Below are 12457 nucleotides of genomic sequence, written 5' to 3' on the forward strand. Positions count from 1 at the left end.
CCTTGATGGCAGCGAAACTACTGGTGGTGGACCGGGCCGCGCGGACGCAACCCGTACATCCCTCCGTCGACCGCGAGCGCCGTGCCGGTGGTCGAAGCCGACAGCGGACTGGCGAGATACACGACCGCGTTCGCGACCTCGTCCGCGGTGACCAGCCTGCCCATCGGCTGACGGGCGGCCAGCGCGGCGCGTTCGGCCTCCGGATCGCCCGCGGCGTCGAGCAGCCTGCCGACCCACGGGGTGTCCGCGGTGCCGGGGCAGACGCAGTTGACGCGGATCCGGTCGGCGAGGTGATCGGTCGCCATCGCCAGGGTCAGCGAGAGCACCGCGCCCTTGCTTGCCGAGTACAGCGCGCGGTTGGGCAGGCCCGCCCACGCGGCGATCGAACAGGTGTTGACGATCGCGGCCGACGGCGAGTTCTTCAGATGCGGCAACGCCGCCCGCGCGAGCCGTACCATGCCGACGACGTTGATGTCGAGCACCCGGTGCCATTCGTCGTCGCTGTTGGCGGTGACGTCGCCCTGCGCGCCGATACCCGCGTTGTTGACCAGGACGTCGAGCCTGCCGAATCGCTCGGCGACCGCGTCGATCGCCGAGCGGACCTCCTTGTCGGAGCCGACGTCGCAGCGGAATCCGGTGAGGCCTTCGGGAAGGTCGCCGGGATTCAGGTCGAGCACCGCGACCTTCGCCCCGCGCGCGGCGAGCAGGTCCGCGGTGGCCCTGCCGATTCCCGAGGCACCACCGGTGACGGCGGCGACGAGGCCTTCGAACTCACTCACTGGTTTGTCTCCGTCCACTCTGGACCGTCGGGGAAGGTGAACCGGCGCAGGGTCGCGTCGTGCATCCGGGCCGAGAAACCCGGCGCGGACGGGGCGACGTAGCGGCCGTCGACGACGGCGGCCGGATCGGTGAAGTGCTCGTGGAGGTGGTCGACCCATTCGATGGACCGGTCGGTGTCGCTCCCGGACACCGCCGCGAAATCGAACATCGACAGGTGCCGGACGAGTTCGCACAGCCCGACCCCGCCGGCGTGCGGGCAGACCGGGACCCCGAATTTGGCCGCCAGCAACAGGATCGCCAGGTTCTCGTTGAACCCGCCCACCCTGGCCGCGTCCAGTTGCAGCACCGAGATCGCGCCCGCCTGCAGCAACTGCTTGAACACCACGCGGTTCTGGACGTGCTCGCCGGTGGCCACCCGGATCGGGGCGAGCGCCTTGGCGATCGCGGCGTGCCCGAGCACGTCGTCCGGCGAGGTGGGCTCCTCGATCCAGTACGGGTCGTACGGCGCCAGCGCGGTCATCCAGGTGATCGCGGTCGAGACGTCCCAGCGCTGGTTCGCGTCGACGGCGACCCGGATGTCCGGGCCGACGGTCTCACGGGCGAGCTTCATCCGGCGGACGTCGTCCTCGAGATTCCCGCCGACCTTCAGTTTGATCATCTCGAAGCCGTCCGCGACCGCCTGTTCGGCGAGCCGGACCAGTTTCGCGTCCGAGTAGCCGAGCCAGCCGGGGGAAGTGCTGTACGCGCGGTAGCCGTCGCGCTCGATCTTGGCGATCCGTTCGGCGCGGCCGGGTTCGGCGGCGCGGAGGATGTCGAGCGCCTCCTGTTCGGTCAGCGCGTCGGAGAGATACCGGAAATCGACGAGGGAGACCAGGTCCTCCGGCGACATCCCGGCGGCGAACCGCCAGACGGGGAGACCGGCGATCCGCGCGGCGAGATCCCAGGCGGCGTTGACCACCGCGCCGATCGCCATGTGCGCGACCCCCTTTTCCGGGCCGAGCCAGCGCAGTTGCGAGTCGCCGACCAGTGCCCGCGACAGGTCGCCGAGCCCGGCCGCGTCGGTGGGCACGTCCCTGCCGACGACGTGCGGTTCCAGCGCGCGGATCGCCGCGGCCTGGACGTCGTTGCCGCGTCCGATGGTGAAGGCGAGCCCGTAGCCGTCCGGACCGCCGTCGGTGTGCAGCACGACGTACGCGGCCGAGTAGTCCGGGTCCGGGTTCATGGCGTCCGAACCGTCCAGCTCCCGCGACGTGGGGAAGCGGACGTCGAGCACCTCCATGCCCACGATCTTCGCCATCACGCCTGCCTGACGTTCTGACGCTGACGGCCGAGGCCGTCGATTTCGAGCTCGATGACGTCACCCTCGGTCAGGTACGGCTTCGGCTCGGGCTGGCCGAGCGCGACGCCCTGCGGGGTGCCGGTGTTGATGAGGTCACCGGGGCGCAGCACCATGTACTGGCTCACGTAGTGCACGATCTGGGCGACCGAGAAGATCATGTCCTTGGTCGACGAGTCCTGCTTCTTCTCGCCGTTGACCCACAACCGCAGGCCGAGGTCCTGCGGGTCGGCCACCTCGTCGGCGGTGACCAGCCACGGGCCCAGCGGGTTGAAGTTCTCGCACGACTTGCCCTTGTCCCAGGTGCCGCCGCGTTCGAGCTGGAACTCGCGTTCGGACACGTCGTTCGAGACGGTGTAGCCCGCGACGTACTCCAGGGCCTCTTCGACGCTTTCGAGGTAGCGCGCGGTCTTGCCGATGACGACGCCGAGCTCCACCTCCCAGTCGGTCTTGGTCGAGCCGCGCGGCACGAGCACGTCGTCCTCCGGGCCGACGACGACGTCGGGGGCCTTCATGAACACGACGGGTTCGGTCGGGACCTCGGCGCCGGATTCCTCGGCGTGCTGCCGGTAGTTGAGGCCGATGCAGACGACCTTGCCCGGCCGCGCGATCGGCGAGGCGACCCTGGCCGAGGTGAATTCGGGCCCGGCTTCGGGCAGCTCACCGGCGGCCAGCGCGGCCGCGACCCTGGCGACGCCGTCGCCCGCGAAGAAGCTGCCATCGATGTCGGCGGTCAGCGCCGAGAGGTCGCGCAGCGTGCCGTCCCCGGCACGTACGAACGGACGCTCACTTCCCGGCTCCCCGAGTCGCAACAGCTGCACGGATTTTCCCTTCCAGCCGAACCGTCAACAATCAACGGCTCCCACAGCAACGAACAGACATCCGATGTATACCCGACGACCTTCGCCAAGATCTAGGGGCCATCCGGATTTGTCCCGAAAATTGATCGGATCAGTCTTGCGAAGTCTGGGTGGCGAGACTCACAGCGGGAATAGTTACCTACTCTAAGCAAGTTGTTCGTCGCGGAACCTTGGCTGGGGAAAGGAAGAGCATGACCATCGCGCCCGAGCGAGTGGAAGAAACCGTCGCGCGCCCTCTCACGACCGGACGCGCCCGGTTCGTCCTGATCCTCGGCGGCCTGTCCGCCTTCGGGCCCTTGTCCATCGACATGTACCTGCCCGCGCTGCCGCAGATGGCGGGCGAACTGCGCGCGGCGGACGCGACCGTGCAGCTCACGCTCAGCGCGTTCATCATCGGGCTCGCCCTCGGCCAGCTGATCCTCGGACCGTTGTCCGACGCGATCGGCCGGCGCAAACCGCTCGTGGCCGGGCTCGCGCTCTACATGGTCGGCTCGATCCTGTGCGCCGTCGCCCCGACCGCCGAACTGCTCATCGCCGCGCGCGGGGTGCAGGCCTTCGGCGCCGCGGCCGGCATCGTGATCGCCAGGGCGACCGTGCGCGACCTCTACTCCGGCACCGCGATGACGAAGTTCTTCTCGCTGCTCATGCTGGTCAACGGCCTCGCCCCGATCCTGGCGCCGATCATCGGCGGCCAGATCCTCAACTGGACGTCGTGGCGCGGCGTGTTCGTCTGCCTGACCGTGTTCGGCGCGGTCCTGCTCGCCGTCGTCTTCTTCCTGCTGCCGGAACCCCTGCCCGAGGAACGCCGCACTCCCGCGCGGTTCGGCTCGGTGCTGCGGAAGTACGCGAGCCTGTTCGGCGATCGCGGCTTCCTCGGCTACGCGCTGGCCTCCGGGCTGATGTTCGGCAGCCTGTTCGCCTACATCTCCGGCTCCTCCTTCGCGCTGCAGGGTGTCTACGGGCTCAGCCCGCAGGCGTACAGCCTGGTGTTCGGGCTCAACGGCATCGGCATCGTGGCCGTCGGACAGCTGAACGGGCGCATCGTCGGACGTTTCCCGGAGCGGACGCTGCTGACCGTCGGCCTGGTGATCGCGGCGGTGGCCGGTTTCGGCGTACTGGCCGCGACGGTGCTGGACCTCGGGCTGGTCGGGCTGCTGATCCCGCTGTTCATCCTGGTGTCGAGTATCGGCATGGTGGCGCCGAACGCGAGTTCGCTGGCGCTCGCCGAACAGGCGCGGTCCGCCGGTTCGGCGTCGGCGCTGCTGGGCGTGCTGCAGTTCGTCGTCGGCGGGCTGGCGACGCCGCTGGTCGGGCTGGGCGGTCCGGGGACCGCGGTCCCGATGGGGATCGTGATGGCGGGCTTCGGCGTGCTGGCGCTGCTGGCCTTCGGGACCATGACGCGGCCTTCGCGGGCTTCGGTGCCTCTCGTGGCCGTCGCCCAGGAGGCCTGACCCCCTTCCCCGGATGTCATGAAAGGGCCGTTCAGGACGAAAAACGTCTTGAACGGCCCTTTCATGACATCCGGGGCACCACACCGTCAGACAAGCGAAGTGAGATCGGCGGTCCTCAACTGCTCCGCGGTCACCGCCGCGCGTCCCTCGACCAGGGCCTTCAAGGCGTCCCCGTCGTCCCACTGGTTGACGTTCATCGCGGCGGCCACCTGCCCGTCCCGCAGCCAGAACGCGGTGAAGTCCCGCGCCGCGAGATCGCCCCGCACCACGAGTTCGTCGGTTTCGGGGTCGGCGAGGCCGCGGTACTCGCATCCGAGGTCGTACTGGTCCGAGAAGAAATACGGACTCCGCAGGTACGGCTCGTTCTCGCCCAGCAGGTTCCCGGCCACGTGCTCGCCCTGCCACTTCGCGTTCGACCAGTGCTCGACGCGGACGCGTTTTCCGTAGCGGGGATGGAAATGCGCGGCGATGTCGCCGATCGCGTAGACGTCGGGCGCGGCCGTCCGCAGGCCGGCGTCGGCGCAGACACCGCCGTCGTCGGACAGTTCCAGCCCGGCGGCGTGCGCGAGATCGACCCGTGGCGCGGCGCCCACGGCCACCAGCACGACGTCGGCGGGAAGCTCGTCACCACTCCGAAGGCGGACGCCGGTCACCCCGTCCGGGCCGCCGGTGAAGCCGGCGACGCCTTCACCCAGCCGCCAGTTCACCCCGTGCTGGGTGTGAAGGTCCTTGAAGACGCCGGACACCTGCTCGCCCAGCACCGCGAGCAACGGCGAGCCGACCTGGTCGACCACGGTCACCTCGGCGCCGTGTTCCCTGGCGGCCGCCGCGGCCTCGGTCCCGATCCAGCCCGCGCCGACGATCACCACCCGCCGCGCGTCCTTGAACGCCGAGCGGAGCACCAGCGCGTCGTCGAGGGTGCGCAGGGTCCGCAACCCCGGCAGATCCCCACCGGGCACCGGCAGCGAGCGCGGCCGGGAGCCGGTCGCGAGCACGAGCCGGTCGAACCGGTGCTCGCCGCCCGCGTCGTCGTGCACGAGCCGCGCGCCGAGCTCGATCCTGGTCGCGGTCACCCCGCTCCGAAAGGCGATGTCCTTTTCGCCATAGAAACCTTCGCCGTGCACCCAGTCGGGTTCATCGGTCTTGCCCATGAGAAGTCCCTTGGACAAGGGCGGTAATTCGTACGGGCGATGTGTATCGGTGCCGAGAAGCACGATCTCGCCCTCGTAACCGCGTTCTCGCAGCGTCCCGGCGGCCGTCGCCCCGGCGAGACCGGCGCCGACGATGACGATCTTCCTGGGTTCGGACATCCATGACCTCCCAAGCAGTCCCTCCCCCGGACGCTACTCCCGTTCGTCCCCTTCCGGCCTAGCGAGAGCGGAAGTCGATCACGATATGCAGGATCGGTTAACCCATCAGTAGGAACATGGGGTAATCGGCGTCACGCCCCCGAAAGCGCCTCGTCCCAGCCTCGGACAAGAAAGGGAGATCATGGGATACGGGAGGATGAGGACGTTGGCACCCCGGGACGAATGGTCGGTCGGCTGCCGGGATCTCGCGGGCAGGCGCAGGGACGTGACGGTGTTCGTGAGCAGCGACAAGATCGTGCTCGTGGCGCCGCCCGGAGAGGCCGCCGTACTCGGGCCGCTGGACGTGGGGCGCCTGCGCGCCGCGCTCCGCGACGCCGTGGTCGCGGTGGCCGAACATCCGGACCACAGTGAATGACAACTACCGTTCCTACTTCTGAGTAGGTAGAGTCGGCCCCGTTCGGAAGGAGCCGGCCATGACCACCTACTTCGTGACGGGCGCGACGGGTTTTCTGGGAAAACGCCTGGTCGCGCGCCTACTACGGCGACCCGAGACCGTAGCCGTCCATGTTCTCGTGAGGGAGACCTCACGCGGGAAGCTCCCGAGCCACGAGAAGCTCGTTCCCGTCACCGGCGATCTGACCGAACCCTCGCTGGGCATCGATCCCGCCCGCGTGGGCCCCCTCGACCACGTCGTGCATCTCGGCGCGATCTACGACCTCACCGCGGACGAAGCGGCGAACCGCGCGGCCAACGTCGACGGCACGCGCAACGTCCTGGAGTTCGCCGCCGCCGCGAAGGCCGGGCTCTTCCACCACGTCTCGTCGATCGCGGTCGCGGGACAGTACGCCGGACGGTTCACCGAGGCCGACTTCGACCTCGGCCAGGGTTTCGCGTCGCCGTACCACGCGACGAAGTTCGAGGCGGAGAAACTCGTGCGACGACACGGGAAAACGCCGTTCCGCGTGTACCGGCCGTCCGCCGTGGCCGGCGATTCGCGCACCGGCGAGATGGACAAGATCGACGGTCCGTACTACTTCCTCCCCGCGATCTCGCGGCTCGCCGCGCTGCCCCGCCGTCTTCCGCTGGCCGCCCCGGATCTCGGCGCCACGAACCTCGTTCCGGTCGACTACGTCGTCGAAGCGATGGAACACCTCATGCACATCGACGCGCCCAGTGGCAGCACCTACCACCTCGCGTCGCCGCGACCGCAGCCGCTTCACGAGGTCTACAACGCGTTCGCGCGGGCCGCGGGCGGGCCGAAGATCTCCGCCGTCCTTCCCGCCCGGCCCTCCGGGGCGCTCAAGCGCGCGGGAACCCGGCTGGCGAAATCCGCGGCCGCCGGTTTCGACCGGGTCCCCGGCGGACGGTCGGCCCGCGCGGCGGTGCTCGCGGAACTCGGCATCCCGCTCGAAGTCCTGCCGCATCTGAGCATGGAGGTCGACTTCGACACGAGCGCGACCACGGCCGCGCTCGAAGGCAGCGGGATCACCTTGCCCCCGTTGAACGAGTACGCCGATCCGCTCTACCGGTACTGGCTCGCGCACCTGGATCCCGATCGCGGCCGCCGCCGTCCCGGGCCGGAACCACTCGACGGCCGCAAGGTCCTCATCACCGGCGCGTCGTCGGGTATCGGGCGCGCGTCGGCGCTCGCCGTCGCCGCGAAGGGCGGCGAAGTGATCCTCGTGGCCAGGCGCGCCGACGAACTCGAAGAGGTCCGCGAGCAGATCGTCGCGGCGGGCGGCAAGGCGTCCGCGTATCCGTGCGACCTCACCGACGGCGACGCCGTCGACGCTCTGGTCAAGGACGTGCTCGCCGCGCACGGCGCCGTCGACATGCTGGTCAACAACGCGGGCCGTTCGATCCGGCGATCGCTTTCGCTGTCCACCGAACGGTTCCACGATTTCGAGCGCACGATGGCCATCAACTACTTCGGACCCGTGCGGCTGACGCTGGGCCTGCTGCCGTCGATGACCGCGCGCGGTTTCGGCCACGTCGTCAACGTGACCACCCAAGGACTGCAGACCGACACCCCGCGGTTTTCCGCTTACCTGGCTTCGAAGGCCGCGCTGGAGGAGTTCGGGCTGACCGCCGGGCGGGAAACGCTTTCCGACGGCGTCACCTTCACCTCGGTCCGGATGCCGCTGGTGCGCACCGACATGATCGCCCCGACCGGTTCCTATCGCGGCATGCCGTCGAGCTCTCCCGAACGCGCCGCCGCGCTCGTGGTGAAGGCGTTGGAGAAACGGCCGGAGATCCTGAACCTGCCCGAGGGCACGGCCGCCGAACTGGTGACGCTCGTCGCACCGAAGACGGCCAGGTTCTTCGCCCACCTCGTCTACCGCGCGATGCCCGAGTCCGCTCCGGAATCCCGTGGCCTGCCCCGAAAGGCCCCGCTCGCCTCGGTGGCGGGCGCGGTCACCCGGCTGGTCTGGCGCCGTCGTCCCTGACGTCCCGCCGCCGGGGCTCGATCGGGGGACGCCCCCGGCCGCTACCATCGGTTTCCGATACGCCGGGGGGTCGGCGGGCACGGGCCGAGGTAGGGACGACCGGGAAGGGGCAGTGTGGACGTCGCCAGTCCCCCGCTGTCGACCGGACCGGGCGCGCAGGTGGTACGTCCGTCCAGGACAGTGCTGCGGCTGTCCCTGCACGCGGCCTGGGTGCTCGCGCTCGCCGTCGCCACCGAACTCCGGGTGGGGCGCTTCGGTTTCCACCCGTCGGACCAGGGTTTCATCCTCGCCCAGGCCTGGCGGGTGCGGCACGGGGAGGTGCCGCATTCGGACATCATCTCCGCGCGGCCGCTGGGTTCGGCGTACCTGCACATAGTCGACTTCCTGCTGCCGGGGCCGCTGTTCTTCGTCTCCAGCGTGCTCAGCATGCTGGAGATCATCCTGGCGACCATCGCGTTCGCCGTCCTGGTCACCCGCCGCCGCGTGCGGGACTGGGGGCCGGGACTCACCGGGCTGACGGCGGCCGCGTCGCTGCTGAACCTCAACGCGTTCCCGCTCATGGCGTGGCACACGATCGACGGGATCTTCCTGACCGCGTGCGGCGCCTGGGCGCTGGATTCGGGGCTGCGCAACGGTAAGGCGTGGCCTCGACGGCTCGGCCTGGTGCTGCTGGGCACCTCGGTGTTCGTCAAACAGAGTTTCGCGCCGGTGCCGCTGATCGCGCTGTGCTGGCTGTTGTTGCACCCGTCGCTGCGCGAGGGAGCGTTCCGCACCGGCCGCTGGTGGGGGCGGCTGGCCTGGGATCTGCTGGCGTTGGGCGCTTTCCTGGTCTTCTACGTCGGAATCGTCACCCTCGACGGCGGGCTCGGCGCGATGGCCGAGCAGCTCACCGGCGGGCTGCCCGCGTACGGCGAGCGGCTTCTCGGGCTGTGGCTGGAAAATCCCGCTTCCCTGTTGCGTCCACCGGTGCGGGGCTTGACGTTCTTCCTGATCGCCGGGGTGCTCCTTGCCCTGCTGGGGATCTTCCGCGACCGCGCCGGTTTCGCCGGGGCACTCCTCGCCCGGCTGCTGCTCCTGGCGGGGGTGGCGGTGGTGGTCGGCACCGTCGTCGACGGGCATTTCACCGGCGCGTCGCGCTGGGCGGACGTCCTCTGGTGGATCCTCGGTGTCGCGCTGCTGGTGAACTGGGTCGCGACGCGGCGATTCCCGAGAATGGGCGCGCTGGTCTTCGCGACCGGCTTCATGACCAGCCTGTCGTGGGGCAACGACACCCCGACGTTGTTCACCGGAACACTGGCGCTGACGGCGATCCTGCTGCTCGCGGACGCGCTGCCGCCACTGCCGGAACCGCCTCGCCGGGTGCGTCTGGTGGGTGCGACGGCGATGGGCCTGGTCGCGGTGCTGGCGTCGGGCTGGGCCGTGGTCGCGCATCACGACGAAGCCGCGTACCTCGACATGGCGCACGAGAAGCTGACCGGCGACCTCGGCACGGTGACGCCGTCGATGCGCGGCATCCGGACGAATCCGGGCACCTACACCTACATCTCCCAGATCCAGGACTGCGTCACGCGGTTCCCCGCCGGGCGCACGGCCGTCCTGCCCGACAACCCGTTCGCCTATCCCGCCTTCGGCCTGCGCAACCCGTTCCCGCTGGAATGGCCGCTGCCGCTGGAGATCGTCGCCGACGCCCCGGAACGCATGCTCGCGGCGGCCGACGGGCTCAACCGCGACGGCGACTACCTCGTGCTGTTCCAGACCGTGAGCATGCCGGTGCTGGCCAAGGGCGGGCCGGTGCCCTCCCAGGTTGCCGAAGACGCCCCGATCTTCGACTACCTCGGGCTGGAGAACGCGCTGCGGTCGCGCCTGACCGGGCAGACCGTCACCTGCGGCAGCTTCATCGGCAAATGGGCACCCCGCCCCTGACGCGTTTCGTCCTCTGAATGCGGTAGTTCGCGCTGCCAACTACCGCATTCAGAGGACGAAACGCGGGGAGTCAGTCGACGCCGGCGTCCTCGGGGCGGCCGGAGGCGAGTCCGGCGAGAACGTCCAAAGCGGCCGCGAGCGTTTCGAGCGGCGGCGACGAGACGGCGAGCCGCACCGCGTTCGGGGCGTGACCGGGGACGACGGCGAACGCGGCCGCCGGGGTGACCGCGATCCCGCGGCGCGCGGCCGCGGCGACGAAGGTCTCGGCGCGCCAGTGTTCCGGGAGCTCCCACCAGCAGTGGTACGCCTGCGGATCGGCGCGCAGGGTGAATCCGGCCAGGCGTTCCGCCGTCAACCGCTGGCGTTCCGCGGCGTCGAGCCGTTTCGCCCGTTCGACGGTTTCCAGCGTGCCGCCGGTGATCCACCGGGTGGCCGCTTCGACGGCGAGCCGGGGCGCGACCCAGCCGCCCGAGCGCACGGCCGCGGCGAGCCGTTCCGTCCATGCCGCCGGGACGGCGAGGAAGCCGGTGGTCAGACCCGGCGCGAGCCGTTTGGACATGCTGTCGGCGAACACCGTGCGTTCCGGCGCGTACGCCGCGAAAGGGCGGACCTCGGGCCGCAGGAAGGTGTAGATCCCGTCCTCGATCACCGGGATGTCCATCCGGCGCACGGTTTCGGCCAGCTCGACCCGGCGTGCTTCGTCCATTGTGGACCCGAGCGGATTGTGCAGCGTCGGCTGGACGTACAGCGCGCGGACGGACGCGGCTTCGAGCGCTTCGGGAATGAGGCCCCGGTCGTCGGTCTCGATTGGCACCAGCTGCACGCCGAGCCGCCCGGCGAGCGCCTTGACCACCGGGTAGGTGATGGCTTCGACGGCGAGCCGTTCCCCCATCGGCACGAAGGCGGCGATGGCGGCCGCGATGGCCTGGCGCCCGCTCCCGGCGAAGAGGACTTCGGGCGTCCAGCCGTCCTTCGCGATCAGCCCGGCGACGGCGTCACGCGCCTGCTTCGAGCCCGAGACGTTTCCCGGCCGCAACGCCGCTGTCAGGACGTCTTCGCGCAGAAGCGGCTCCAGCGCCTTCCCGACCAGCGCCGACTGTTCCGGAAGGACGGCGAAGTTGAGTTCGAGGTCGACCGTCGCACCGCCGGGCTCGGCGAGCGCGGTCTCCAACGGCGGCCGGCCGGCGCGGACGAACGTGCCCCGGCCGACCTCGCCGACCACGACACCCCTCCGGACGAGTTCGCCGTAGACCCGCGCGGCCGTCGAGTTCGCGATCCCGCGTTCCTTCGCGAAACGCCGCTGCGGCGGCAGCCTGTCGCCCGGCCGGAGCCTGCCCGCCTCGACATCGGCGGAGATCTCGTCCGCGACTATCCGGTAGTCCTCCATGCCGTCCTTCGATCGCACCGAGTGCATTCACACGATTGCACTGGGGATGATGCCATCTAAGGGACGGAACACCACAACGGCGGCGTCCTAGGTTAGCCTAACCTGCGTGGAGACCGTGGAAACCCTCACCGAGCAGAGCACGACGTCCCGTCTGCACGCGGACGCGCTGACGCTCGCCTACGACGGCCGGACCGTGGCCGAAGACCTCGGGGTGGTCATCCCCGACCGGTCGTTCACCGTCATCGTCGGGCCGAACGCCTGTGGCAAGACCACCCTGCTGCGCGCGCTCGCGCGGATGCTCAAACCGCGCCAGGGTTCGGTGTTCCTCGACGGCCAGGTGATCAGCTCCTTCCCCGCCAAGGAGGTCGCCCGGCGGCTCGGCCTGCTGCCGCAGAGCTCGATCGCGCCCGACGGCATCACCGTCGCGGACCTCGTCGCGCGCGGCCGGTACCCGCATCAGCGCCTGCTGCGCCAGTGGTCCCGTGAGGACGCCACCGTGGTCGCGGAGTCCATGCGCGCGACCGGCGTCGACGATCTCGCCGAGCGGCTGGTCGACGAACTGTCGGGTGGTCAGCGGCAGCGCGTGTGGATGGCGATGGCGCTGGCGCAGGAGACCGATCTCCTGCTGCTCGACGAGCCGACGACCTATCTGGACATCGCGCACCAGATGGACATCCTCGACCTGTGCGCGGAACTGCACCAGAAGCAGGGCCGGACGCTGGTCGCGGTGCTGCACGACCTCAACCACGCCGCCCGCTACGCGACGCACATGATCGCGATGCGCGGCGGAGAGGTCCTCGCGACCGGAGCGCCCGAAGAGGTCGTGACCGCCGCCAACGTCGAAAAGATCTTCGAGCTGCCCTGCCGGGTCATGCCGTGCCCGGAAACCGGTACCCCGCTGGTGATCCCGAAAGCCGGACGCCGCGCGGCCTGATCTCCTCGGAGTAGGTTGGCGGCGGAGGT

Annotated in this window: 10 protein-coding genes; 5 read left to right on the plus strand and 5 right to left on the minus strand. The window is 70.0% G+C overall.

The window, feature by feature from the left end; translation table 11 throughout:
* Window positions 1–17 precede the first annotated feature (17 nt).
* From DMC64_RS33435 to DMC64_RS33445, 3 genes are read right to left on the minus strand one after another with little or no spacing between them, the layout of a single operon-like run.
* A complete protein-coding gene (locus DMC64_RS33435; protein WP_038509646.1) occupies window positions 18–779 on the minus strand; it encodes an SDR family NAD(P)-dependent oxidoreductase in 762 nt (253 codons plus the stop codon).
* Window positions 776–2077 (minus strand): enolase C-terminal domain-like protein, encoded by a 1302-nt coding sequence (locus DMC64_RS33440; RefSeq protein ID WP_125736750.1) that lies wholly within the window; start codon window positions 2075–2077, stop codon window positions 776–778. The genes DMC64_RS33435 and DMC64_RS33440 overlap by 4 nt, the downstream gene beginning before the upstream one ends.
* Window positions 2077–2937 carry a fumarylacetoacetate hydrolase family protein gene (locus DMC64_RS33445; RefSeq protein WP_125736751.1) on the minus strand — a complete coding sequence of 287 codons (861 nt, stop codon included), beginning with the start codon at window positions 2935–2937 and terminating at the stop codon, window positions 2077–2079. The genes DMC64_RS33440 and DMC64_RS33445 overlap by 1 nt, the downstream gene beginning before the upstream one ends.
* A gap of 230 nt (window positions 2938–3167) precedes the next feature.
* Between DMC64_RS33445 and DMC64_RS33450 the strand changes: the two genes are divergently transcribed.
* Window positions 3168–4427, plus strand: coding sequence for a Bcr/CflA family multidrug efflux MFS transporter (locus DMC64_RS33450; RefSeq protein ID WP_125736752.1), 1260 nt, complete (start codon window positions 3168–3170; stop codon window positions 4425–4427).
* An 86-nt stretch (window positions 4428–4513) separates the two neighbouring features.
* Here the strand turns inward: DMC64_RS33450 and DMC64_RS33455 are convergent, their stop codons facing one another.
* Window positions 4514–5737, minus strand: a complete 1224-nt coding sequence (locus DMC64_RS33455; RefSeq protein ID WP_125736753.1) for an NAD(P)/FAD-dependent oxidoreductase — start codon at window positions 5735–5737, stop codon at window positions 4514–4516.
* A gap of 196 nt (window positions 5738–5933) precedes the next feature.
* Here DMC64_RS33455 and DMC64_RS33460 point away from each other — a divergent pair, with 196 nt between their 5' ends.
* From DMC64_RS33460 to DMC64_RS33470, 3 genes are all read left to right on the plus strand, one after another.
* Complete coding sequence (locus tag DMC64_RS33460; protein WP_039922712.1) at window positions 5934–6152, plus strand: hypothetical protein; 219 nt, start codon at window positions 5934–5936, stop codon at window positions 6150–6152.
* Between the two features lie 58 nt (window positions 6153–6210).
* The gene (locus DMC64_RS33465) at window positions 6211–8184 is read left to right on the plus strand and encodes an SDR family oxidoreductase (protein ID WP_125736754.1); all 1974 of its coding nucleotides are present in this window, start codon (window positions 6211–6213) and stop codon (window positions 8182–8184) included.
* A 114-nt stretch (window positions 8185–8298) separates the two neighbouring features.
* Window positions 8299–10107 (plus strand): hypothetical protein, encoded by a 1809-nt coding sequence (locus tag DMC64_RS33470; RefSeq protein ID WP_125736755.1) that lies wholly within the window; start codon window positions 8299–8301, stop codon window positions 10105–10107.
* Window positions 10108–10177: 70 nt separating this feature from the next.
* Here DMC64_RS33470 and DMC64_RS33475 read toward each other — a convergent pair whose 3' ends face one another.
* Window positions 10178–11494, minus strand: coding sequence for a PLP-dependent aminotransferase family protein (locus DMC64_RS33475; protein ID WP_125736890.1), 1317 nt, complete (start codon window positions 11492–11494; stop codon window positions 10178–10180).
* Window positions 11495–11600: 106 nt separating this feature from the next.
* On the opposite strand from DMC64_RS33475, the gene DMC64_RS33480 reads away from it, so the two are divergent.
* Window positions 11601–12428, plus strand: a complete 828-nt coding sequence (locus DMC64_RS33480) for an ABC transporter ATP-binding protein (RefSeq protein WP_037342156.1) — start codon at window positions 11601–11603, stop codon at window positions 12426–12428.
* The last annotated feature ends 29 nt before the right edge of the window (window positions 12429–12457 follow it).

The organism is Amycolatopsis sp. WAC 04197 (assembly GCF_003947475.1).
GTDB lineage: Bacteria > Actinomycetota > Actinomycetes > Mycobacteriales > Pseudonocardiaceae > Amycolatopsis > Amycolatopsis japonica.